Annotated in this window: 20 protein-coding genes and 2 pseudogenes; 8 read left to right on the top strand and 14 right to left on the bottom strand. The window is 68.3% G+C overall.

Features of this window, described 5'->3' with window-relative positions; translation table 11 throughout:
- The first annotated feature begins 53 nt into the window (after positions 1 to 53).
- Positions 54 to 898 (top strand): IS5 family transposase gene (locus ACFY7H_RS24000; RefSeq protein WP_388941232.1). Its coding sequence is split into 2 segments (ribosomal slippage): positions 54 to 384 and positions 384 to 898, totalling 846 coding nucleotides; the frame shifts between segments, so codons are not numbered across the junction.
- Positions 899 to 914: 16 nt separating this feature from the next.
- Here ACFY7H_RS24000 and ACFY7H_RS23995 read toward each other — a convergent pair.
- The gene (locus ACFY7H_RS23995) at positions 915 to 1649 is read right to left on the bottom strand and encodes a hypothetical protein (RefSeq protein WP_388941229.1); all 735 of its coding nucleotides are present in this window, start codon (positions 1647 to 1649) and stop codon (positions 915 to 917) included.
- Positions 1650 to 1790: 141 nt separating this feature from the next.
- On the opposite strand from ACFY7H_RS23995, the pseudogene ACFY7H_RS23990 reads away from it, so the two are divergent.
- Positions 1791 to 2574 (top strand): annotated as a pseudogene (locus ACFY7H_RS23990) (IS5 family transposase).
- A 91-nt stretch (positions 2575 to 2665) separates the two neighbouring features.
- Here the strand turns inward: ACFY7H_RS23990 and ACFY7H_RS23985 are convergent.
- A complete protein-coding gene (locus ACFY7H_RS23985) occupies positions 2666 to 3238 on the bottom strand; it encodes a hypothetical protein (protein WP_388941227.1) in 573 nt (190 codons plus the stop codon).
- Between the two features lie 545 nt (positions 3239 to 3783).
- Between ACFY7H_RS23985 and ACFY7H_RS23980 the strand changes: the two genes are divergently transcribed.
- Positions 3784 to 3954, top strand: a complete 171-nt coding sequence (locus ACFY7H_RS23980; RefSeq protein ID WP_388941224.1) for a hypothetical protein — start codon at positions 3784 to 3786, stop codon at positions 3952 to 3954.
- A 116-nt stretch (positions 3955 to 4070) separates the two neighbouring features.
- Here the strand turns inward: ACFY7H_RS23980 and ACFY7H_RS23975 are convergent, their stop codons facing one another.
- The 10 genes from ACFY7H_RS23975 to ACFY7H_RS23930 all read right to left on the bottom strand — a co-directional run bounded on the left by ACFY7H_RS23975 (position 4071) and on the right by ACFY7H_RS23930 (position 15858).
- The gene (locus tag ACFY7H_RS23975) at positions 4071 to 5117 is read right to left on the bottom strand and encodes a hypothetical protein (protein WP_388941221.1); all 1047 of its coding nucleotides are present in this window, start codon (positions 5115 to 5117) and stop codon (positions 4071 to 4073) included.
- A 30-nt stretch (positions 5118 to 5147) separates the two neighbouring features.
- Positions 5148 to 7637, bottom strand: coding sequence for a tyrosine-type recombinase/integrase (locus ACFY7H_RS23970; protein ID WP_388941218.1), 2490 nt, complete (start codon positions 7635 to 7637; stop codon positions 5148 to 5150).
- A 225-nt stretch (positions 7638 to 7862) separates the two neighbouring features.
- Positions 7863 to 8516 (bottom strand): hypothetical protein, encoded by a 654-nt coding sequence (locus tag ACFY7H_RS23965; protein ID WP_388941215.1) that lies wholly within the window; start codon positions 8514 to 8516, stop codon positions 7863 to 7865.
- Entirely contained in the window at positions 8513 to 10930 is a 2418-nt protein-coding gene (locus ACFY7H_RS23960) for a site-specific integrase (RefSeq protein ID WP_388941213.1), read from the bottom strand. Before ACFY7H_RS23960 ends, ACFY7H_RS23965 begins: the two co-directional genes overlap by 4 nt.
- On the bottom strand, positions 10927 to 11268 hold the full coding sequence (locus ACFY7H_RS23955) for a helix-turn-helix domain-containing protein (RefSeq protein WP_388941210.1): 342 nt from the start codon (positions 11266 to 11268) through the stop codon (positions 10927 to 10929). The genes ACFY7H_RS23960 and ACFY7H_RS23955 overlap by 4 nt, the downstream gene beginning before the upstream one ends.
- Entirely contained in the window at positions 11268 to 12422 is a 1155-nt protein-coding gene (locus ACFY7H_RS23950; RefSeq protein WP_388941208.1) for a tyrosine-type recombinase/integrase, read from the bottom strand. The genes ACFY7H_RS23955 and ACFY7H_RS23950 overlap by 1 nt, the downstream gene beginning before the upstream one ends.
- Before the next feature lie 30 nt (positions 12423 to 12452).
- Positions 12453 to 13649, bottom strand: coding sequence for a tyrosine-type recombinase/integrase (locus tag ACFY7H_RS23945; protein WP_388941205.1), 1197 nt, complete (start codon positions 13647 to 13649; stop codon positions 12453 to 12455).
- A 44-nt stretch (positions 13650 to 13693) separates the two neighbouring features.
- Positions 13694 to 14074, bottom strand: a complete 381-nt coding sequence (locus ACFY7H_RS23940; protein ID WP_388941202.1) for a hypothetical protein — start codon at positions 14072 to 14074, stop codon at positions 13694 to 13696.
- 194 nt (positions 14075 to 14268) lie between these two features.
- Entirely contained in the window at positions 14269 to 15447 is a 1179-nt protein-coding gene (locus ACFY7H_RS23935) for a hypothetical protein (RefSeq protein WP_388941200.1), read from the bottom strand.
- Between the two features lie 249 nt (positions 15448 to 15696).
- Positions 15697 to 15858 (bottom strand): hypothetical protein, encoded by a 162-nt coding sequence (locus tag ACFY7H_RS23930; RefSeq protein WP_388941197.1) that lies wholly within the window; start codon positions 15856 to 15858, stop codon positions 15697 to 15699.
- A gap of 266 nt (positions 15859 to 16124) precedes the next feature.
- On the opposite strand from ACFY7H_RS23930, the gene ACFY7H_RS23925 reads away from it, so the two are divergent.
- From ACFY7H_RS23925 to ACFY7H_RS23910, 4 genes and pseudogenes are all read left to right on the top strand, one after another.
- Complete coding sequence (locus tag ACFY7H_RS23925; protein ID WP_388941194.1) at positions 16125 to 16427, top strand: DddA-like double-stranded DNA deaminase toxin; 303 nt, start codon at positions 16125 to 16127, stop codon at positions 16425 to 16427.
- Positions 16424 to 16921, top strand: coding sequence for an Imm1 family immunity protein (locus tag ACFY7H_RS23920; protein ID WP_388941191.1), 498 nt, complete (start codon positions 16424 to 16426; stop codon positions 16919 to 16921). The genes ACFY7H_RS23925 and ACFY7H_RS23920 overlap by 4 nt, the downstream gene beginning before the upstream one ends.
- 196 nt (positions 16922 to 17117) lie before the next feature.
- Positions 17118 to 17714, top strand: a pseudogene (locus tag ACFY7H_RS23915) (transposase); the annotation flags it as partial.
- A gap of 367 nt (positions 17715 to 18081) precedes the next feature.
- On the top strand, positions 18082 to 19119 hold the full coding sequence (locus tag ACFY7H_RS23910; RefSeq protein WP_388941251.1) for a hypothetical protein: 1038 nt from the start codon (positions 18082 to 18084) through the stop codon (positions 19117 to 19119).
- A gap of 736 nt (positions 19120 to 19855) precedes the next feature.
- Here the strand turns inward: ACFY7H_RS23910 and ACFY7H_RS23905 are convergent.
- Positions 19856 to 21355 carry a hypothetical protein gene (locus ACFY7H_RS23905; RefSeq protein WP_388941188.1) on the bottom strand — a complete coding sequence of 500 codons (1500 nt, stop codon included), beginning with the start codon at positions 21353 to 21355 and terminating at the stop codon, positions 19856 to 19858.
- A 230-nt stretch (positions 21356 to 21585) separates the two neighbouring features.
- Here ACFY7H_RS23905 and ACFY7H_RS23900 point away from each other — a divergent pair, with 230 nt between their 5' ends.
- Positions 21586 to 21783 (top strand): hypothetical protein, encoded by a 198-nt coding sequence (locus ACFY7H_RS23900; RefSeq protein WP_388941185.1) that lies wholly within the window; start codon positions 21586 to 21588, stop codon positions 21781 to 21783.
- A 32-nt stretch (positions 21784 to 21815) separates the two neighbouring features.
- On the opposite strand, the gene ACFY7H_RS23895 is transcribed toward ACFY7H_RS23900, so the two are convergent.
- Positions 21816 to 22349 (bottom strand): CbrC family protein, encoded by a 534-nt coding sequence (locus tag ACFY7H_RS23895; RefSeq protein WP_388941182.1) that lies wholly within the window; start codon positions 22347 to 22349, stop codon positions 21816 to 21818.
- Positions 22350 to 22813: the final 464 nt, after the last annotated feature.

Raw genomic sequence — 22813 nt, 5'->3', positions numbered from 1 at the left:
CCGATCAAGACGACTAGGGCGTTTCCTTCGGATCATCTGATCGTTGGTCTGGGGTGTCGTTGACTGATGCCCAGTGGGCGAGGATCGAGCCGTTGCTGCCGGACCGGACACCTCGGCGGGGTGGGCGGTGGCGTGATCACCGGCAGGTGATCGACGCGATCGCTTTCAAGTACCGCACTGGGACTCCGTGGATGGACCTGCCCGAGCGCTTCGGGTCGTGGAAGGGGGCCCACAACCGGCTGCGGAAGTGGGCGGCCGACGGGACGTGGGAGAAGGTCTCTACCGCTCTGCTCGCCCAGGCCGACGCCGAAGGCGACCTCGACTGGGTCGTTTCGGTCGACTCCACGATCGTCCGGGCTCATCAGCACGCCGCCGGGGCTCGTCAAAAGGGGCTCCGGCCGGCGAGCCGGACCATCATGCCCTTGGACGGTCCCGCGGCGGGCTGACCACCAAGATCCACCTCGCCGCCGATAGCCGCTGCCGCCCGCTCGCGTTCGTCCTCACGCCCGGCCAGGCCGGCGACGCACCGGCATTCCCCGAGGTCATGGCCCGCTTGCGGGTGCCGCGGCCGATCGGCCGGCCCAGGACCACACCGGAGGCGGTCCTGGCCGACAAGGCCTACTCGTCCCGCGCGATCCGGACCCATCTTCGACGGCGCGGAATCCGGGCGGTGATCCCGCAGCCCGCCGACCAGACCGCCAACCGCAAGCGACTTGGCAGGCTCGGTGGCCGACCGCCGGCCTTCGACCGCGAGGCCTACAAGCAGCGCAACACGGTTGAGCGGTGCATCAGCAAGCTCAAGCAGTGGCGCGGTCTGGCCACCCGATACGACAAGACCGCCACCATCTACCTCGCCGGACTCCACATCGCCTCCATCTTCACCTGGTCGGCAAGATGATCGTCAGAAGCGGCCTTCAGCTGCAGTCCCACATGAACCGGCCTTCAAGGTAGTCGGAGCTGAGGAAGAGGAAGCCACTCCCGTAGCCGAAATTGAGGAAGAACGGGTCTGACTCCGCCTCGCCCCGGTCCTCGAACTGGCAGAGGAACAGCCAAGAGGAATCGATGCCGAAGACCCGATGGTTTGGGTAAAGGGCCTCGCCCCCCAGGAAGTCCTTGGGTCGCTCCTCGTAGGGGTATTCGACCTCTGGTCCCTCGCTTCGCAGCCACCGGGACCAGGAAGCGGCCTGGCTCGCCGCCTCGTCGAGTTCCGGTGGCATCGGCGTCAGGTCCGTCAGCCATTCGACGGGAACCTCCGTATCGTCCGGACCCCAACGCCACAGGGTTCGTCCCTGAGTGCTGGGAGACCCGATCGACGCGAAGGACGGTATCCGCCCGCCCGGCTGGACCAGAACGACGGCCTCACCGTCCTCTGCTGCGTTGCCGCTCATGTCCATGCCTTCCTCGTGCAGGAACAAGTAGGCGAGGCGTACCTCGTTCCCTGGCACCCGGAACTGGCCGATGAATACAAGCGGCTCTCCCGCACGCGGATGCACCGGCCACGCCGGACCGTCCAGCCACACCGGCTGCCCGCCGAACTTCGACACCGGATCCGTGACCGGCTCGGGTGCAGCCCGAAAGGACATACGCAGCCGCGGCAGGAAGGCTGCATCGTAGGGGCCCTTGGCCTGGCTCGTCGGCTCGGAGATCATGCTGCCGACGCTACGGCACCCCACCGACAGGAACCCAGCTTGGGCCGTCTTCTTTGCATCCTGCCTGACCTACAAAGATCCGGAAGAGACGGCCTAGGGTCTGTTGCGAAAGTGGATCTTGTTCGTTGATGATCATGTCCTGTGGGACGTGGGGATCTGACGAACGGGCAGTGGGCCCGGCTGGAGCCGTTGCTGCCGGCGGGCATCAAGCCGGGTCGTCCGCAGGTGTGGGCGCGGCGGCAGCTGATAGACGGCATACGGTGGCGGACGCGGACTGGTGCCCCGTGGCGGGACGTGCCCGAACGCTATGGGCCTTGGGAGCGGGTCTATGACCTGTTCCGGCGCTGGCAGCGGGACGGCACCTGGGCGAGGATCCTCATCGAGCTGCAGGCCGAGGCGGACGCGAAGGGGCTGATCACCTGGGACGCCAACGTCGACTCCACCCTCTGCCGGGCTCACCAGCATGCCGCCGGGGCGGCGAAAAAGGGGATCTCCAGAAGGAACCGCCCGGCGGGTCTTCGTCGAGCCGGCCGATCACGGCCTTGGGTGCTCGCGCGGCGGACTGACCAGCAAAATCCACCTTGCGGTCGAGCAGGGGCAGAAGCCCTTGTCCGTGGTGATAACGGCTGGGCAGCGGGGTGACTCGCCGCAGTTCGAGACGGTCCTGGAAGCTATCCGGGTGCCGAGGCTGGGGCTCGGCAGGCCGCGCAAGCGACCGGACCGGGTGCGGGCCGACAAGGCGTACGACTCCCGCAAGAACCGCTCCTACCTGCGCAGACGCGGGATCAAGGCCACCATCCCCGCTCCGGCGGACCGGGTCCGTAACCGCCTCAAGCGCCACCGTGCGGTTGCTACGAGATACGACAAACTCGCCGTCCGCTACGAAGCGACAGTGCTGATCGCAGCTATCAACGAATGGCTGTGACCAGCACTGTCGCAACAGGCCCCGGCCGGGGACCCGCTCGCAGCCGGCACCCTGGATGCGGGGAGGGATCGTGCAGTCGGTTCTCGGCGGCTCAGGCTTCGAACTGTACCCAGGTGTCGCCGCCGCGGATCCAGAGAACACCATCGCGGCCCTGGACGCAGCGCCTGGTCACCGACTCCGGTAGTAGCAGTTGTTCCTGAGAGGTGATCACCCAGGCATCGTCGACGAGTTCCGCGCGGTTCAGTTCGACGCCGGGCCGGTTGTGGAACTGGTGGCTGAGAAGCATCCGGGTGCCGCGGACGGCAATGCCATCGGTGTTTCTCAAGGGGTGGCGGTAGCTGGTGATGCTGCCGGCGGCGGGATCGACCCGAGACAGGAAGGAACCTTCATGGCTGTACCAGCCGAGCCAGACCACGTCCTCCTCGGTCGCGCCCGCAATCCCGCCGAGGGGCAGTACAGGGAGTCGTTCTCGTCCCAGAGGGCCCCAGGTCTGGCCACCGTCGGTGTTCCAGCGGGCCAGGCCCTCACTGGACGCAGGATGGCTTCCATAAATGCCCTCGTCACCGTGCGAGGTCCAGATGCCGCCGTCGCGGTCGGTGATGATGTAGTCGATGTCATCGCCGATACAGATATGACTTATCGGGTATCCCCCCGGGGAGTACACAACCGCGTTGCTCTCCCAGGTCCCGGTCCCGTCCCGGGATGTACGGTATGACGCCAGCAAGAACCGTGACCACGAGAGTAGGGCCAGGTGGCCAGTACTCGCGGTTATGCCGGTGACCGGAGTGCGGTGTTCCGCTCCGTCCGAGATCACAACCAATACGCCGTCGCACGGAGCCGCGACGCGCCACCCGACCCATCCTCTGATGTACGGGGAGCGGTAAAGGTTTCGTTTGTGGACCAGCATCACCGCGAGTTCGTTGCTCGGTCCGACGGTCCACCAGAGGGCCCGCCATCCGGCTCGGGCGTCCTCGGGGGGCAGGCTCCACACGACAGGCAGTTCACCAGGCGTCATCGGCATACCTTTTGGACTCCAGGCCCCAACGGTGCCCGAAGAAACGTACGTTACCGAACGGTGGCTGCAGTGCTTTAACAGCCCTGTGCCGGATGCACTCAGCAGGCCGACGCGCTACTTGCGGACGGCCCGGCTTGATGTCTGCGGCTCACGCCGGGCTACCGGCAATTTGTCAGGATCACATCCCGCAGGACGTGATCCTGACCGAACAAGATCCGTTTTCGCAACAGACCCTAGCCGGCTGCGGGCAGGACCGGGTGATCGATGTGGTGGTGCTCGACCTCGACGCCGCACTCCCCGCCCCATGCCATCCAGACCCGACGGGCGACCGCCTCCGCGACCGCCACGCACCTTTTCCGGACTAAGAGAACGATCAAGGTTCAGTCCTCGACATGAAAGCGGCCCCGTCTGTGACGGGGCCGCTCGTTGTGACATTGGTGTTGGGGCCCGTAGGGGTCGTGCGGAGGACTTCCGCACGCGCTCACTGGAGCAGTTCGAAGTGGGGGTGGTAAGGGGAAGACGGGCAGACGTGGAGCTGCAGGTTGTTGCCGCCGGTGATGTCGATCAAGGTGAAGTTGCCGTCCCGGGCGCCCAGGGGCGGCGGGCCCGGGGTCGGCCGGTCCTCCGTGGCGATCCAGGTTGTGCTGCCGCCGTCCCATTCCGATGAGGCGATGGTGAGGAGCGGGACCGCCTCGGTGCCGCACTCCGGGCAGGCGCGGTCGACGGGGTCGGTGGGGCTCCAGCGGGTCCAGCCGCCGGTCTTCCAGCCGGGGGCGGTGCAGAGGTTGTTCAGGTAGAGCTCGCCCGGATCGTAGGCGTACGCGTTGTACTGCGCGGGGTTGATCGTCTCCCAGCGGCTCCTGTCGTCCAGCTGGTCCCGGATCTCCTTGTCCAGTTCCAGGGGGTTGGGAAACTCGGTGACCTGCTCCGGGGAGAACAGGCAGGGCTCCGGGAGGTACCAGCCGTCCTGGACGATCGGCGGCTGGGGCGGTGCGTCGAGGACGTCGAGGACGGTGGCGGAGGACCGCCAGAAGAGGGCGGTCTTCGGGTGTGCCATCTCGTGGTCGAAGGGGCACCACAGGACTTGGAGCAGGTCCGCGTCTGGCGGGCAGGGGAAGGGGATGTCGCGGGCGTGCAGCTGGGCGACGGGCACGAGAGGGATCGGGCCGTCGAACCATGGGCGGCCGGCCCTGATCAGATCCAGGCTCTCCTGTTCCTCGGGGGTCTGTTCGGGTGCCTCGGGGTCGAGGTGAAGGCGCTCGGCCGCTGCGGCGAGGACACGGCGCTGGAGGCGGATGTCGTCCGGGGAGTTGATCCTGAGCGCCGCATGCCTGTCGTGCGGTTCTTCGCAGTACGGCCACGGCTCGTCGGCGGGCCACAGGAGCGGCCCGCCGACGGAGCTGTCGTGCACGGTCGGCGACCCGGGCCGCGGGTGCAGCCGGGTCGCCGTGCGCGCCAGCGGGGCCAGCTGAGGGAAGAGCGCGGTGACGTCGAACGGCCGCGGTGGGGTGGCAAATATGGCGTTCATAGCTGTGATGCTGCCAGCAGCCACTGACGGTCAGTCTTGGAGTCCGGGCTCACCCATGTCCGGACACGGTGACGGTGCGTCGTCGGTGAAGACGGGAATGCCAAGGTCGACCAGTTGGGGACGCCCGTCGGTGCGGCTGTTCTTGAGGCTGTTGAGCTTGGCCATCGCGGCGTCGAAACTGACCTGGAGTCCTTCGACCTCGCCGAGCCAGCCGTTCCCGCGGGCTTCGGTGATGCGCTCGCGGAGGTTCTGGATGATCTCGATGAGGCGGGGCCGCTGGCGGGGGTCCAACTGGAGAACAGGGCAGCGAATGCAGGCATGTTCGTGCTTGCAGGGGGTGCCGTAGGGGCGCCCGCAGGTGCCGAGGGAGACCTTGCGGAGCTCAAAGTGCTGCTGGAAGTCGTGCCACTCCGCCGCGGTCGGCTCGCGATATTCATCTTGGGGGCGATCGGCCCGGCGCCGGTCGAGGAAGCCTCGGTAGGTGCGTACCAGGTCGTCCTGGAAGACGGCGAGGTATGCCTGGGTGGTGGTTAGTGTTTTGTGGCCGAGGATGCGGGCTGCGATGTGAACGGGCAGTCCGCCGGTGACGGCCTCGGTCGCGAACATCCGTCGGAAGTCGTGCGGTGTGTAGCGCAGTGGCTCGCCGGCCTGGTCGCGGAGTCCGGTGGCCTCCAGGGTCCGGTCCAGGGCGCGCTTGATGCCGGCCTCGCTCATGACCTGCGGCTGCCAGTAGGGGCGGCGCTGGAACAGGTGCGGCAGCTGGGGGCCCGTGATGCGCTCGTGTGAGTCGTAGCGGGAGATCAGCGGGACTTTGCCGCCGTTGGCGTCGCGCAGGCGCTTGATGATCGTGGCCAGGACGCTGGCCAGTTCGGGGCTGACCAGCAGTAGCCGTTCCTCGTTGCTCTTGGAGGGAACGATCTGGAGGAGCGGGACGACTTCGTTGGTGTCGGCCAGTTTGTAGGAGACCAGCGCGAGGTGGGTGAGCTCGGTCAGTTCTTCGGCGCGAACTCCGGTGTGCCGTAGCGTCTCGATGATCGCCCAGGCCCAGAATGCGTCATCCTCCACGAGGCTCTGGTTGATCCTTCGTTCGGTGCTGTCGACCTCCTTGATGAAGACATGCCGTGAGCCGTGATCGAGGCGGCTGGGCACCTGGTTCACCTTGGGAAGGACCCGCAGGTAGCGCGTCTCGCCGTGCTCGAAGGTCTCGTTGAACGGTGTGGCGCGGGCGGCCTCCAGTAGAGCGACGGCCTCTCGGTGTACTCGCCCGGCTGTCTCCAGCAGCACGGGAAGATGGGGCAGCCGCTCGCGGACTCGCTGGTGCATCCGGGAGGTGGTCTGCTTGTAGATCTTGTAGTTCCCGGCGCCGTCGCCCCGGGTGATCGGGCTCGGTACTGCCCACTGGACCCAGAACGGGTCGTCGTGAGCCCACTCCTGAATGTCGAGGTAGAAGCCGCGCACCCGCATCATGACGTCGATGCGCGAGCGGCGCTCTTTGACCTCTCCGCTCTTGTTGACATAGGTGACCAGGCGTTGTTTCCAGCCGTCGACGACCTCGTCGGGCAGACGGAGGGTGTCGATGCCGGGGTGGTGTGCCTCGATGTCCGCCCAGAACACGCCGGCCAGTTCGCGTACCAGTCCTCGGAAGGTGCCGTAGTCGATCCCGGGGCGGCGTTCTTCGAGGTAGCGGACGAGCAGGTTGCGGACCTGCGTGGACTGGATGTTGTAGGCGTCGACCAGCTCGGCGGTGGGCCGTTGCCCGTGCCGCAGCGCGTCCCTGAGGGTGTCCTTCGAGTCGATGACACCGGCGCCCCGCAGCAGGTCCCAGGCGCTGTGGGTGCCCACGTATGCCTCACCGGTCTCGCGCCGTCCGACGGCCCGCAGGTAGAAGACGTCCTCGGCGGTGAGCTGAGCGAGGTCCCGGCCCGTGTGCAGGGTGATCGAGGAGATGACTCGCAGGCCCTCGTCGATGTGTCGAGGCGTCATGCCGATCTCGGCACCGAAGTCGCGCATTCGGTCCAGCTGCCCGGCGGGGAACATCTGCTGGACATCCTGGAAGAGCCGCATCGCCTTGTAGCCGCGCAGGAAGACGTAGCGCGGGAGGACCACCCGGCTGATGAGCAGGCTGTTGAGGCCCATCATGAGCTCGTTGCGCCTGGACTCCTCGCAGCGCGGATCGTCCTGGTTCAGGGCCAGGATCAGCTCTTTGCCCTGGTCCGCCCCGGATGCCAGCCACCGTCCCTGCCACCCGTCTTCGGGGAAGGTCAGCAGCCAGTCGAGGATCTTGGCTGCCCCCGCGAGCCGGATGGTTCCGGGCCACATGCCGCGGCTGTACGTTCTCTGCGGCCAGAGCAGCGAGGTCGGCAGCAGGGCCAGAACCTCCTGTCGGGTGAGGTGGTCGTGCGGGCCGACGCGTTCCTTGTCCGCTTTGAGGTCGTGCTCGATGAACAACGGCTTCGCCGGCGCGGGGCCGGTTCCGGCCCGGCGGACGGAGTTGGCTCGGCGGCTTCCTTGTCGCGTCACGCCTGGCCACCTCCGAACAGCACGGCCAGGTCGCTTGCCGCGTAACCGGTCGCGACGGCGGTCGGCACGGGGTGCTTCGCGCGTTCCTCACGGTCGGCGAGGTACTCCTGAACCCGGGCGATGACCTGCTCTTCTTCCTCGACTAATGGTGACGTCGGGTATTGGAACTGTCTGAATGTCTGCCTCGCTGATCGCCACCACCGGGCCGTTCGCAGTGGCTGGAGCTCATGAGTTCCACTGGTCGCAGTACTCGATGTGGATCTCCCGGGCGTCGCCGAGGATGCCGTCGTTCGAGTGCAGCTCTGTGCAGAAGTGCGGGTAGCTGGGGTGCACTGGGACGTAGCCCGGTCCCTTGCGGGCGACATCGAGGAAGTGCCGCGCGGTCTCTCGGAACACCTTCGTGCTGCCGGTCATGAACAGCGTCTCGGCATGAAGGTGCTGGTGAAACAGGTCACGGTTCTCCCGGTAGTGACGTGACGCGTAGTCGGCCACCGCAGCATCGTCATGTTCTGCCTCGGGCAAGCTCACGGTCTGGGGGCGGCCGGGGCCGAGGCGGCCTCGCACCTGCTTCCAGTGTGAGGGAGCGAACTGCAGCGAATGGTGCAGGAGCACGAGGTCGAGCTGGACGCCGACGTCGTCAGGCACCTCCCGGGCCGGCGGGTGGTTGGCTCGCATGGGCAGATGAATCAGCGAGCGCGGCGAGCGTGCAGCGAGCATCCACAGTCCGGCAATGCTTCGGGCGGCGTCCTGGTCGAGGTAGGCGTCCAAGTGCCGGTCGTGGTCGATGAGCACGGCACGGGTCAACGGCTGGGCAGGTCGGATGACCCTGAACTCATCGACTCCCAAGCGGGCCCGGTGTATGACGACAGGCAGCTTCATGGTTTCTCCGTTGCGGTGCGGCGGCTGACTTCGTTGGCGTAGGTGGTCCAGTCGCCGGCGGAAAGACGTTGCCAGGCGACGGCGACGTCGGTGTGGATGCCGAGGGTGCGGGCGAGGATCGCGGCGGGGATCTCGGTGGCGAGCTGGAAGAGAGCGGTGCTACGGGCCTGGTTGGGCCGGATCCGGAGCTGGTTCAGGCGCTGGGTCAGCTGCGTTGTGCTGATCGGGCGTCCGGGCTGGCCGCCGGGGAAGAGCCATCGAGACGGAGCCAGGGCGCCGATGGTGGCGTGCCCCTTGCGGTTCGCGGCGACGGTGCGGGCCAGCTGGGCGACGGGCTCGGGCAGCTGAACGGGTGCATTACCGAGGTGGAGACGTACCTCTTGAGCGCCGACCTCGACGTCCTCGATGGTCAGTCGGTGGATTGCCGATGGCCCTTGTGCGTAGAGGAGGAGAAGCAGTCCTGCGAGGCGGTCTTCGGGCTTGAGGGTGTCGTCGTGGAGGAGCCGGCGTGCGACGTTCCACCGGTGTTCGTCATCGAGTGGCTGGGTGGGGCCGTGCCAGCGGATGGCGGGGACGTGGACGGTGGTGAGCTTGTTGGTGCGAGCCCAGCGGACGAAGTGCCCGGCTGTGTGGCGGTAGGTCGCGGAGTCGTCGGTGAGCCACTGGTCGAGGTTGGCCTGTCGGCACGTCTCCAAGGTGAGGTCGTGAGCCTGAAGCCAGGTAAGGAAGGCGACGGCTGCGTGGGTGCGTTGACGCGCGGATGCGAACTGCTGCGGGGTCAGGGGGCGGCCGTTGCTGCGTCGGCGTAGTCGACGGACCAGGTGCCATATCGCGTACTGGTGCAGAACTTTGCGCTGTTCGGGGTCCGGCTGTGATGCGAGAAGGCTGGTGAGGAAACGTTCGAGTCGGACCATGTACTCGTCTCGCTCGGGCAGGGCACCGACGCCGACGAGTACTTGGCGGAGGTGGGCGAGGGGCGGGCTGTCGGGCAGCTCGTCGAGGGCCTCGTGAGTCAGGGCTCGTCTGCCGGCCGCGAGGTCGGCCAGGACCGGAGACACGGACGGTTTGTTCAGCCACCGGTTGGCGGTGAGTGGGTGCTCGGTGGTGGCGATGTTGTTTCGCAGGGCTTGGAGACCGGGGTGGAGGGCATCGGACGGAGGGCCCAAGAGCTCGTTGAGGCGCCGGTTGATGAGACAACGAGCGCACTGACCAGGGTGCGGGTAGTCGGGATCGCTGCAGGTGGGGCAGGTGTGCCAGACCTCAGGCGCGGTGCAGCCCAGGCAAAGGGGCTGGTCGAGAGTGCCGGAGACGATCGCCGCGACGATGCCGCAGGCCGAGCACGGCGCGGAGTGACCCTGGCAGTCCAGGCACCACGGCCGACCCGTGGCCCGGGAAGTGCCGCAGGGTTTCGTCGCGTCGCAGATACTGCAAGTCGCGGTGGGCAAGGAGGGGCAGCCTTGGCAGAGCGGGCCGTCCGGTGTGCGGGTGTTCACGACTCTTCGTCGGCCGCAGTTGATGCAGGTCTCCAGGTTCGTCGGGTCACTGACCAGGCAGTTCGAACACACTGGCCTGCCTTGGTCGTCGCGGGTGGCGGGCTCTCGGCGTGCTCCGCATCCCGAGCACTCCTCGATGCGGGAGTGGGAGATGCACATGCGGCAGACCCGCTTTCCATCCAGAGGCTTGTCGATGCGTACGACTCTGTGGCAGCCGGGGCAGGACGGCCGGACGATCCCGGCGATGCCAGCCTCGTGCAGCAGGTCGATCAGCTTGAGGACCGCGGGGTGGGGTGCGAGGTGACCGTCGCCGGTCAGCAGAGCTGGGTGGGATTCCAGGGCCCAGGCAAGTTTCCGCTGGTAGGAGGGACCAGGTGCCGATCGGCGGACCGCGTCGGTGACCGTCTCCCGTTCGGCCTGCGGATCCAGTGCAGCGATCAGGGCGCCGATCACGGTGATGGGGTCGCGTCCGTCGTCGTCCGGGCACTTGGCGCATCGCGGCCGCCCGGTCCGGTCGCGTGAAGTGATCCGACGGGTGTTTCCGCAGGCAGCACATGGTTCGGGCTGTGGCCGCCCGCAGTTCCAGCAGTACCAGTCCTGGCCGCGGCGCTGGAGCGTTCGTATCTGCCTGCCGCATTCGGCGCAACATGGCGGCGAGACCGTCTGGGCCCCGGCCTCACGCAGGGCGATGAGCAGGTCGCCGACGGCCCTGGGCGCCGGCGAGCGACCGTCGTTCAGCACGCGAGGATGCTCAGTGAGATGTGCCGCGAGGAGGCGTGACTTCGAGCGTCCGCCCGCGACGCTGGCGACCACGGCACAGATCCGGTCCGGCTCCAGCTGATGTTCGATGGCCGCGACCAGGTCCGCAATGAGCCCGATCGGGTCGGAGACGGCCCGCTCGGGGCGCCCGGGTGCGGTCACGGCCGCTCGAAACCACGGATGCGGGCTCGCTTGGGTCGCAGGTCACCGACACCTGCCTCGGCCCCGACAGCCTTCTTCGTTCGGGTAGCGGTTCCGGCACTCGCCGCGGCGGTCGGCTCGATGAGGTCGTTCATGGTGCAGTCGAGGATGTCGAGCAGGGCCATGAGGATCTTCAGGCTGAGCCGCTCGGGGCGCTCGACGACGAGCCGGTAGACCTGGCTGGACGACAAAGTGATGCCCCGCTTGTCCAGTAGCGGAATGAGGTCGGTGGTGGAGAAGAGCCCCCGGTCGGCCATGACCTTGCGCAAGTGCCAGTGGTAGTCGAGCTTCGCGGCCATCAGCGGTCCTTGTTTGCGGGGAGCGGGGCGAGCGCGGGCGTGAGTGCTCTGTGCAGCATGGTGTTCATGAAGTCGTCGCTAACGTGGGTGTAGATAGCGGTGGAACTGTCATTCTCGTGACCGACTTGCTGCTGGAGAAACCGGCGGTCAACCCCGTCCTCTGTGAGGTGGGTGACGTAGGAGTGGCGAGCGGAGTGAACGGTCAGCGCCTTCGGGAGCTTGAGCGCGTCGCGGTAGGCGACGAACCGGGCGTTGATCTCGGCAGGCTTGACCCGGCCGCCCCGCTCGGTCACCCACAGGGCGGGGTGATCCTGGCAGCCGAACCGCGGCCGTACGTTCTCCACGTAATCGGCGACCGCGTCCACCGCCCAGTCCATCACCGACAGCACGTTCCGACGGCGCGGCGGCTGCCCTTTCTTCGCTTTGCCGTAGCGGACGTTGAGGGTGCCATACCGGCCGAACTGCGGCGCCTTCGCGTTCCGCCCGAAGTCGACCACATCCAGTTTCGACGCCTCCGTCCGGCGCAGACCCCACCCATAGATGACCTTGAAGAGGGTGGCATCGCGGTAGGCGGCGAGGGCTCCCTTGCGCTTGGCCCGGACCGCTCGATCGACCTGGTCGTCGGCGTAGTCGAGGAAGCGCTGGATCTCCTCGCGGGTGAACGGCCTCGCCTCGGGACGCCCCTCGTAGTCGTTGAGGTGTGCGATGGTGTTCCACTCGTGGCAGATAGCCACAGGGTGAGTGCCGAAGGCGTCCTCGCAGGCCACCGACCAGCCGTAGCGGCCGTCGGTCAAGAACTCGCTGAACAGGCGCAGGCTGCCCTGGTAGCTGCGGATCGTGGACGGCGCGAGGTGCTTCTCGCTGGTCAGCCAAAGTGACCACTCGTCCACGTGGCCTGGCGTCCAGGCCCACGGATATTCGTTGGTGTGCTCCAGAAACCGCCGTACGAGCCGTTCCCGGGCGGTGACCGTGTCCTCACGGAGCCCGCGAGCGGTTTGTTGGGCCCGCCAGCCCCGCACCATGGCTTCGACCATCGCGTCCTGCGGACGCAGCTGGGTCACCCCGGAGACCAGTTCCAGGTGAGCTGCCCCCGCTAGGTCGGCGCGTCGCTGTAGACCCACTTCACCCTCCCCTTCAGAGGGCAAATCCTGCATCAGATGGGATCTGATCGCCAAACTCCCAGCTCAAGCCGCCAAGCCGCAGGAGGGTAGAGTCCTCGTCGAACCCTGGCCTGACCTCGTGACCTGCAGTTTCTCGCCCGTCTGATGCAATTCCTGAGAGTTGAGATACACGTCGGCGGTGGTGCTCAGGTTGGCGTGACCGAGGATGGTCTGCACGTCCCGCAGCGACAGCCGCTTGTCCCGGGACATCCGCAGCGCGGCGGTGTGCCGCAGGTCGTGCATCGACCAGTTCGTGCCCAGCAGGGTGTTGGTCCGGCGGAACACCGCGCGCAGGGCCTCGTAGTTCATCGGCTGGTAGGCCAGCCCGGCGCCGTGGTCACGACGCCGGAGCGTCCACCACAGCGGGGCCTGTGGGTCCAGGGGCGGGCCCTCACTCTGGTAGAGCCGCAGCCAGATGAACGACTCGGGGCTGGAGGGAAGCCACTGTTCGGCCTGGGATCCTTTGCGTTCGACGCGTACCAGCTGGTCGCCCCAGTCGACGTCGACGCCGCGGACTCCGAGGAGCTCGGAGGCGCGGGCGGCGTTGCTGATGCCGAGGGCGAGGATCGCCCGGTCCCGGTTTGAGCGCAGGGCCGCGAACAGCTCGTTCCATCGCTCGTCCGGCATCTGCCGTGGGCGCCGGCGTGGAACCTTGGGGTTGTAGCGCAGTCGGCCCTCGCCGCCGTAGGGATCCAGCGGGTTTTGATGGGCGTGCGGGCGGCGCCTCGCGCTCCGGGCCAGCGGCACCGGGTTGACCAGCGGGCCGCTGCCCGACTCGATCCAGAATTCGTAGAAGCTGCGGAGTACGGCGTTGCTGTGCCGGATCGTGCGCGGCTTGTAGAGGTCGTCCAGGTACGGCTTCTTCGTGATCGTGTTGATCGTCCCCGCGGTCGCCGCCGAGTGCGTCCGCGCCGACGTCCGAGGTTTCGTGGTGACCCGCAGCCACAGCACGAAATCGCGCACCTCCGCGGACGTGGCCCGGTCCCATTCGACCTGGACCACGCGAAGCCATCGCCACCAGCGCAGGAGATCGAAGGCGTAGCTGCGGACGCTGCCCGGCCGGTTGTCCCGAGCGACGAAGTCGATCAGGAACCTGCGAATCGGCTCCACCGCTCTTCCCTCCTCATCGAAGACCAGCCAGGGCACCGCCCCGGCTCCCACGGCTACCCGCCCCCATCGCGGCAGGCGGATCAACTGGATGTCACGAGATGCTGCGTCCAACTTCGTTGCGCTCCTTCGTCGTGCGGATACGCAACGTCTATCGACTAGGCCATGCGGGGGATGCGCTCACGTCCGGCGTGTCGTGCGGTAGTCCGGTCAACACCTCGATGCCTCCCCCCTTGACACGCCACGGTCAAACGGACCAGCCGGCCCGCCTGGACCTCATCCGCCAACGCGCGCAGCTGAACGGCGGTCCGGGCAACCAACTCCCTGGCCCCGGGGGTCGCAAGGACGTGGGCGTACACCTCGGCGTCCAGCCCGGTCCGAAAGCGCATCCCCGGGTCGGCGGCCGGATTGTGCAGAGCCTTCCGCAGGTCGAGATACAGCCCGTCAGTGACGAGCTGGTGCGCGCCATCATGACGTACGCCGATCGAGCGGATGACTGCGGTGACGGGACCCAGCCCGTCCAGGTGTGTGATCTGCATGCCCACCACGATCCCGCCCCCGCCCACGCGGCGGAAGGAGTTGTCCGTTGCGTATCTGCACCCCGCCTCACCCCCTGCCGAGGCTTCTACGAGCCAGCCGCCGCCTGCCGCTCCTGCGCCTGGCCCAGCGCGCGTACGCGGGCCCAGGGCGCCCCGGGCACGCGTGCAGGACTGCGTGGTCAGCCAGTCCGGCCCTACCGGATGGCGGTGCCCCGCAGGCCGGCAGGCCAGGCCAGCGTCACCCGCAGACCACCCGACCCCGAACGGAACCGCTCCACCACCCGCACCCGACCTGCCACCGTCAACGGCACCGAGCCCGGCACCGTCAGCCGGCCCACCGCCGCCCCCGACTCCCCCGCCATCAGCACCGCCAGTTCGTCAGCGTCCTCATCGGTGGACCACCCCGACAACTCGTCCTCCCCCTCGGCGTCCTCGGCGAGGACCAGGTGCGGACCGTCGAGCCGGAACGTACGGCGCCCGGCACCGGCAACGGTCAGCGACGCCGACGGCATCCCGATAGGCACCTCGATCTTGTCGTGAGCGAGCAGCCACGCCACCACCTCCGCCCGGTCGAACAGCGGGCGCACCTCCGTACCGCCGGCCGGGGCGGGGAAGTCGGGGTGCCTGCGGCGCCAGTTCACCACCGCGGCCCGGCCCACCCAGGCCATCCGCGCCACGTCACCGAGCTGCACCCAGTCGCGGCCCGGGACAACCGGGGCGAGACCGGCGAGCGGGGAGCGGGCGCCCGCCGGGGCGGCGTACACCGCCCGCCAGTCCACAAAGGGCCGCACGACCGGGAGCAGGGCGACGTCCTCGGCGGAGTACAGCGGGACCGTGGTGACGCCGCCCTGTCGCTTGTAGTCGATCTCTACCGAGCCAATCGAGGAGACCCAGCCGAGGCGCACAACGGCGTCGAAGTCGGTGCGGCGGACGCCGAGGCGGCGGGCGGCCTGGTCCGGGCCGAGGGGAACGTGCCGGTCAAGCAGCACCGGCAGGTCCCGGCGGCGCGCGAGGGCGTCCACCTGGTCCGGGTGGACGTCGGGGAACTCGGGTGCTCCGCCGAGGTAGACGAGGAAGCCGGCGCGGACGAGGTGGCCGACTGCCGAGGCGGTCACCCGCGGCCGGCACCGCAACGGCTCCCCCAGGGCCGCCGTCAGCCGGTCCGCCGCCACCCCCGCGCCCATCGGGCCCCGCAGCGCCGCGCGGACCTGCTCCGGGTCGGCGGCCTCCACCGCCGCCCGCGACCACCGCCCCGGCCCGGCGTCCGCCGGCGGGACCAGGCCGGTACCGGCCGCCCACCGCCAGGCCGCCACCGGCACCCGCAGCCGGCCCGCCACCGCGTACTCGTCGTAGACCTCACGCCGCACAGCCATCACCAATCGCACCCCAATCGCACATCGGCGCGGCCCGCCGATCGGACCACGCCCGAAACATGCTGAAAGATCCAGTTCGCTGTCAATAGCCGCAATTCTGGGGCGAGTTGGGGGCGCACCGCACAAGCCGCGTACGCGTACGCGAGGCACTCGCATCACCCGGAGGGGTGAACAGCGGCCCCCTCGGGGGCGTCTCGGCGCCCCGGGTCCCGGCCGGCCCCGCGGGGCCGGCCGGGACCCGCAGGGCCGCTAGCCGCGCGGGCGGCCGCTCCGGCGACGATCCAGGGCGGCGTACGCGGCGCTCGCGAGGAACCCGGCGGCCTCCGACCACTGGGGCGCCCACACCGACACCACGGCCCGGACCCCCTCGACTGCGAGCGTCTCGACCGCCCAGCCCGCCAGCCGGCCCACGACCGGGCTCCGGCGGCGCGGGACAGGCTCGCCGGAATGGAGGTGCTCATCGCGGAGGCGGTGGAAGCGCCGGAGGTCGGGCCCCCTGGGTATCCGGCATCCAAGACCAGCTGCCTAAGTGGACCAGAACTAACGCAAGTAAAGCTGACAAGACTGTGGGACAGCTCCGCGCTCCGGACGGAACTCACTTCCCTAATATCCCGAAAGAGCTCCGCGAAGTAATCAGCGGGGAAGTCCTTCCGGACGGCAGTCCTGACCCTTGGTACATGAAGGCCAAGAAATTGATTTACACTTCGGATGCCGGTGACTTCAAGAGGCCCAGCAAGGTCATCCCAGGGTATCCGCCAGCATCGCACGTGGAAGGAAAATACGCGGCCTGGATGGCAGAAAACGGAATCAGCGAAGCGTCCGTCGTGATCAATAACAGCGAAGGTGTCTGCAATAAGGCTCTCAACTGCAGCATGGCGATCGAGGCGATCCTGCCCGACGGACACAAGCTGCACGTGTACTACCCTGGCGACAACTCGCCCAAGACACTGGTCGGCAAGAGAAAGAATCCGGTGCGATGATCTTGTTTATTCATGTCGATGAACCCCTCGTCCTTGCTGACGAGCCCGAGGCGCTCGAGGCGGTCAACCGTGTGCTGACGGAACGGATCAGCAGTCTCGGCTGCGATACCGCCTCCTTCCTCTACAGGGAGGAGACCAACCTGTCACGCACTGAAGCTTCACTTACCGTATCGGTGAACCACGAAAACGGATACGGCGGCCTTGCCTGGTTTGCCGACGGAAACACCGCCAAACGCTTGATGGATACCAAGGGCGAAGAGTTCGCTGATTCCATCTGGGTCTCCATGAACCCCACCCCCCCAGAGTTCGATCCGGAGATTCTTAGCGACCCCTGGGCGCCAACATACATTCATCGAATCAGCGCTCTCCCGATCCCGACGCTACGTGCAGCTTTGGAAGAATTCTGCAAGGCCGGGACCGGCGATCGACCGGAGTGCGTCAATTGGGTGGAGGGCAACTTCAATGGGACACTGCTCAATCCTCCCGTTGAATAGCTCAAATCCTGTGGCTTGAGTTAGATGCGGGGAGCCGCCTCGGTGGCGGTACCCCGCACGCGTGTCTACCGCAATCAGATGAGTTCCAATCCTCTTCGGGCCACCGGCCGTCTAGTGCTGCGACCGCATAGGTTCACCGGGTTGCTCGTTGTGCTGGTTGGAAGCGATCTCGCTTCCAACCAGCAGGGGAGGCGGGATGGCACCACCGGTCAAGGTCCGGAGGCTGACAGAGCAGGAGGGGCAGAAACTCCAGCAGATCGTTCGGCGGGGCAGTACGAGCTCGGTGCGGTTTCGGCGGGCGATGATGCTGCTGGCCTCGGCCGACAACAGCACGGTCCCGGTGATCGCGCAGCTGGTCCAGGCGGACGAGGACACCGTCCGAGACGTGATCCACCGCTTAAACGAGATCGGGCTCGCAAGCCTCAACCCTCAGTGGGCGGGAGGCCGTCCCCGCCTGCTAAGCAGTGACGACGAGGACTTCGTCATCCAGACGGCCACCACCCGCCCGACCGTGCTGGGCAAACCCTTCACCCGCTGGTCGGTCCGCAAACTTGCCGACCACCTGCGCCGGAACATAGCCAGGCCCGTCCGGATCGGCCGCGAGGCCTTGCGGTGCTTACTGGCCCGCCGGGGGATCACTTTCCAGCGAACAAAGACCTGGAAGGAGTCCCCGGACCCAGCATCCGACGCCAGGCTGGCCCGGATCGAGTACGCGGTCAGCGAGCGTCCAGACCGCACGTTCGCCTTCGACGAGTTCGCGCGTATCTCACGTTCAACGCCTACCAAGCCGTGGTGCCGCTGTCGCGCAGGAGGGCATTTGGGCGCTGGTCAAGCGCGACATCGGCAACCTCGCCGCAGCCGACGTGGGCCAGATCACACGGGTCGTGAAACGTCGGCTCAAGCAGATCCAGTACCGCCCGGACCTGGTCGACGGCTGTCTCGCCAGCACAGGCCTGATCATGGACGGCTGACCGACGGTACGAATCACTTCAGCGGCTCAGTCGGACGCGGCTTCCGGCTTCCTGAGGCTGCGACCGGGACGTCGAGGCCCGCTCTGCCTATCGGTGGGGCGTTTGGCGTCGTCTGAAAACCCCTTGCTCCCCGATCCGCTTGCTTGGTGGGATGCAGGGGCTTCGACGGCGGGAGGGGACAGCTTGGCGGTGTTCGGGTGCTCGGGCTGCGGTGCGGTCCTGACGGCGGCGGTGTCGAAGGTGGCGTTGCCGATCCACCTGGCCGACACCCACTGGGAGACGCTGCACCCGCCACTGCTGGAGGCCGGGTCCTACGCCGTCGACCCCGCGCCGTACGGGCCGCCGTGGCGGCAGTGGGACGAGGTCGGGGCGCGCGAGGCGGCGGAGCGGGGGCGCTTCGCGCCGTCCGGCGCGCTGTCCAACGGACCGTCGGACACCATCCTCCTCGCGCCCGGCGATATGCGTGGCACCAGGCTGATCCTCGAGCGGGCCGGCGGCTACTGCATGGGGATCGACGGGAGGGACGGGCCGAACCTTGCCTGCCTGGGCTGCGATCTGCCGGTCGGAACGAGGATGGACGACTGCGGGTGCTGGCAGGTCGTCCGGCTCGTCCCGCAGGCGGTAGTGCGGCTGCCCGGCCCGCCAGAACGGCCGATCATGGACTGGGCGGAGCTGCTGGCGACCGGCGCGCTGTGGCACCGGCTGAGCGAGTACCGGGACATCCCGGCGGGCGTGGCACTCGCCCAGGTGGTGGTGGCCGCCGGGGGCGCTCCGGTCGAGGTGGCGCCCGGGCCGGTCGCGGAGCTCCTCGGCCGGGCACTCGGCGCGCTGCTGCCCGCCGGGGAAGGTGCGAAGCGGCTGAACCTGGCGGGACCGGGGTTCGGCGAGCCGGCCACTGACCTGGTGCTGGTGCCGGTCCATCCGCAGACCGGAGACATGTGGCAGCCGCGCGCCGGGGCGGTGCCGGTACCTATGGATGCCGCGCTCTGGGCCGAGCTCGCCTTCCCGCCACATCGCACCCGGCTGCCGGTGGTCGGCGGGCTGCCGGTGGTCGGCGGGCTGCCGGTGGTCGGCGGGCTGCCGGCAGGTGTGGAGCGGGACGACCCGCTGCCGCCGCACCCGTGGTACCCGTTCCAGCCGTCCAGGGAGGCGTTTCGGTACACGCTCGCGCGGACGCCCGCCGTCAGGGAACCATGGCTGCGGGCGATCTACGACCGAGGATGCTGACCCGTCAGGGGTAGTGCGGACCCAGATGTTGGGCTCGACGTAGACGGCGTAGTCATGGACCGAGTCGTGACCAGGGACGCTCTCTGATCACACATGGCTGACCGACATCACACATTCAACTTCAGTAGTAGTCGCCAGTTCTCTCACAGCCGACGTCAGCCAATCCTGCCCCTTGGTGTGCCGTGGTAGTAGCGGCGGGCTGCGTCGAGGTCGGTGGTGAGGGATTAGTCGGCCTGCAGGGCCGGGTTCAGGGCGGCGGGAACGCTCCACCACCCGCACCCGGCCTGCCACCGTCAACGGCACCGAGCCCGGCACCGTCAGCCGGCCCACCACCGCCCCCGACTCCCCCGCCGCCAGCGCGGCCAGCTCGTCGGCATCCTCATCAGTGGACCACCCCGACAGCTCGTCCTCCCCCTCGGCCATCCTCAGCGAGGACCAGGTGCCGACCGTCGAGCCGCAACGTACGACGCCCGGCACCGGCCACGGTCAGCGACGCCGACGGCATCCCGATAGGCACCTCGATCTTGTCGTGAGCGAGCAGCCACGCCACGATCTCGTCCAGCGCGCAGCGGGCGGTCACCCGGCCGTTGGCCCCGGGGGCGGCCCGGTGGTACTGCCCCCAACACGCTGGGCACAGGGCCTCACCCGTACACGCCCTGTCGGTACGGGCTACCCGCACCCTACGGGTGCGGGCCCAGGCCCGGAGGGCCGGCTGCGTCTAGGAGCGCGTCGTCTCTCAGTGTCCGCCCGACGGCAAGGTGGCGGCGCCGTTCAGGCAGCGGTCGAGGAGTGAGTGCATGCGGGGGACGGGGAGGGACGGGTTGGCCGCGGCGCCCTCTGCGGTGCGGGGGTCGGCGAGGAGGGCCTCCAGGCGGTCCGGTGTCAGGGTCGGGTTGGCGGCGGCTGCCCGGCGCACCGACTCGTCGGGGTCTTCGACCGGGGGTGCGGGCAGGGTGGGGTCGGCTGCGGCCAGGGCGCGCACCTCGGGGTCCGGGTGGCCGATGAGGTGGATCCGGCCGGTGCGGGGGAACGCGGGCAGGGTCAGCAGGTGCGGACGGTGGGCCGGGCGAGTGACGAACACGTCCAGGAGGAGGTGTGGCGGAGCCAACGGGTGGTGGCAGGCCAGCCGGATCCGTACCTCCTCGTCCTCGTCCTGTGCGAGTGCTTCGACGAGTTTGGCGGGCAGGCCGGGCCAGCTCGCGGCGACCCGGCGGAGCACCGGTTCCTCGGACGCTGCGCAGGCGGCGAACCAGTCGGGGGCCGGCTCGGTGGCGAGCTCGGTGATTGGACAGGTGCAGTCCGAGCCATGCCCGAAGACTCTGTCAATCGCCCAGTACTCGGCCCACGTCCGGGGGAAAGGGTGCAGGCGTGCACGGAGCCGTACGAACTCGTCAGGGTCCTCGCTCAGCTCCGCCACCAGGTCCGCTCCCAGGTCGGGTCGGGCGGCGACCATCTCGCGGACCTTTGCATCGGGGTGGTGGGCGAGGCGGGCGACGGCGTAGGGCGGGGTATGGCGGTTGCGGGTCAGGGGGTGCACTGTGCCGTCCGCGAAGCACTGCTCCACGAGGGCGGCAGACACGGCGCACGTACCGAGCACGAACGGCTTGCCGTGGGAGCCGATGGACGGCAGCTTGGCCTCCACCGCTTCCGGGTCCAGCTCCCAGCAGCTCTCCCGGGCCGCTTCCCGTACGGCAGGCTCGGGGTCTTCGAGCAGGGCCTCCCGCTGCGCGGGGGTGAGCGACTGCCACCTGTAGGTGGCCTGTACTCGGAGCTCGGGACGCTCGTGCCCGGCCAGGGAGCGGTAGAAGGACAGGGGGATCTGCCTGGAGAAGCTGAGCTCCTGGACGATCTCATTCTCGGTAACCACGCCGTCCTCGCCCCCGTTCTGAGCGGTCAGGAAGGTGACCAGGATGTCGTTCGGCAGCGGGCGGACCCATCGGGGACTGGGCCAGAGACCGCCGGCGAGTTGCGCGCGGACGATCCCCGACGGGTCGGTTGCCAGGGGAGCAAGTCGTGCGGGGTCGAGGTGCAGGTTACCGGCGAGCGCGTGGCGGATGCGCACGGCCGGGTGACGGAGAGCTTCGTCGATGACGGCGTCGGGCAGGTCACGGCCCTCGCACATCAATAGGGCGGCCGCGCCAGCCGCGCGATCCAGCAGGCGTATCAGTACGTCGGGGGGCGCCGCCGGATTGAAGGCGATGCCGAGCAGCCACGGTTCATGCAGAGAGTCGGACACCGTGTCATCCTGCCACCGCGGTCTTGGACCGGGCCGCCGCCCGACGGCTACCTATTCGGCACTGACCGACGTCTCCGGCCGCAGGACTTTGGGACTATGTAGCGAGGGCCTTGCTTAGGCCTTGTCAGGCTGTGCGGTCCAAGCCGGCAGGTCAGGGCGCGGCCGGCTCAAGTCAGGTGGTACGCGGCGGTTGCGATCGGCCGGCCGGGCCCACGGCTTACGGCGCGGGCGTGAATTCCACCGTGCCCGCCACAGCGCGCCGTGATGTCCAGCAGCCGCTCCCGCTCCAGTTCGTCGACGGCCCGCCGTCGCCGGATGCGCTCTGCCGGTACGGCGCGGAGTGGACCGCGACGAAGCTGCGCTGGAGACTGCAGCGTCTCGTCAGCCTGGTCGATCATGACCATCAGCCGCGGGTGCGGTTCCTTTGAAGGGAGAGGGCGTGTGCTGAGCTGGGCCGTGACTATGAAGCGTCGGCGTAGGCGAGGTGGGTGCCGCAGACGGTGCAGCGGAAGAGCATGGCGCTTGCCCCCTGGCCGAGGTGGATCAGGAAGCTCTGGAGCTGGGATGTGTCGTGCCAGCCGCCCATCCGGAGGTCGAGTCGGAGCTGGTCGAGTGCCTCGGGGTGGGCCGCCAGCTCGGTGTATCCGACCTCGCCGATGAAGGCGGCCGCGTCGTTGCAGTGGACAAGCCAGTGCGGATCCTGCCAGGCGCGGAAGCCGGGGGTGCGGCGGGTGACCTGCACCAGGGTCTCCTCGCTGACGCCGTCGAGCCCGTGCGTGTCGGTGAATTCACCTTCGAATCGTTCAGCAGCACTGCCATCAGCGATGCACCAGGGGCAGAATCTCCCACCGACATCCTGGGCCGTGTAGAAGGTGGCGGTGTAGATCCACCCAGTTCTGCGGTTGCAGCAGACGCAGGTCTCGGCGCTCTCGCGGACGGACCCGCTTGCAGCGGGGTCGGGGTGGTAGCGGAATTGGGGCAGGTCGGTAGTCACTGGTGCGCCTGCCGGGGCATGCGGAGGTCCGCTTCGGCGCCGGTGGCCTGTGCGTCGGCGGGCATGCTCCTGGACCTCATGAGTCGAAGTCTGTCCGCAAGCAGTCTCGTGATTAAGCGGTGAGGCTGAAGTCCTGCTGGTCCGGGGTGGGGTAGAGGCGCTCGTGCCCGCGGGCGGTGTGGTAGCCCCAAGAGCCTGAGCAACCGCACGCGCGTGCTCCGTGGCAACTCTCCCCGGGAATCGAGGGGCTCAGCTGATAGGTGTGCTTGATGTGGGTCCAGGCCCTTGGACTCGTAGGTGAGGACGGGATTCTGGCACAGATTTTGGGGAGCGATCACGGATCGCGACGAAGCAAGATGTGCCGATGTCAGCGGGCCCACGTAGCTTTCGGTTGACCGCCCGGCCGGGTGGCGAGGAGGGAGTCAGACATGGAGTGGGTCGGGGACGCGCGGCTGGCAGCCGGG

Source organism: Streptomyces sp. NPDC012794 (genome assembly GCF_042901085.1).
Classification (GTDB): Bacteria; Actinomycetota; Actinomycetes; order Streptomycetales; family Streptomycetaceae; genus Streptomyces.
The sequence above is the reverse complement of the archived record's forward strand: the minus strand, read 5'-3'. Positions and strand labels throughout refer to the sequence as shown.

Excerpts from the sequence above, each read along its gene's own strand:
- ACFY7H_RS23920 (WP_388941191.1), top strand. The coding sequence starts at position 16,424 with ATGATCTTGTTTATTCATGTCGATGAACCCCTCGTCCTTGCTGACGAG.
- ACFY7H_RS23955 (WP_388941210.1), bottom strand. The coding sequence starts at position 11,268 with ATGGCCGCGAAGCTCGACTACCACTGGCACTTGCGCAAGGTCATGGCC.
- ACFY7H_RS23965 (WP_388941215.1), bottom strand. The coding sequence starts at position 8,516 with ATGAAGCTGCCTGTCGTCATACACCGGGCCCGCTTGGGAGTCGATGAG.
- ACFY7H_RS23950 (WP_388941208.1), bottom strand. The coding sequence starts at position 12,422 with ATGCAGGATTTGCCCTCTGAAGGGGAGGGTGAAGTGGGTCTACAGCGA.
- ACFY7H_RS23935 (WP_388941200.1), bottom strand. The coding sequence starts at position 15,447 with ATGGCTGTGCGGCGTGAGGTCTACGACGAGTACGCGGTGGCGGGCCGG.
- ACFY7H_RS23995 (WP_388941229.1), bottom strand. The coding sequence starts at position 1,649 with ATGATCTCCGAGCCGACGAGCCAGGCCAAGGGCCCCTACGATGCAGCC.
- ACFY7H_RS23975 (WP_388941221.1), bottom strand. The coding sequence starts at position 5,117 with ATGAACGCCATATTTGCCACCCCACCGCGGCCGTTCGACGTCACCGCG.
- ACFY7H_RS23925 (WP_388941194.1), top strand. The coding sequence starts at position 16,125 with ATGAAGGCCAAGAAATTGATTTACACTTCGGATGCCGGTGACTTCAAG.
- ACFY7H_RS23940 (WP_388941202.1), bottom strand. The coding sequence starts at position 14,074 with ATGCAGATCACACACCTGGACGGGCTGGGTCCCGTCACCGCAGTCATC.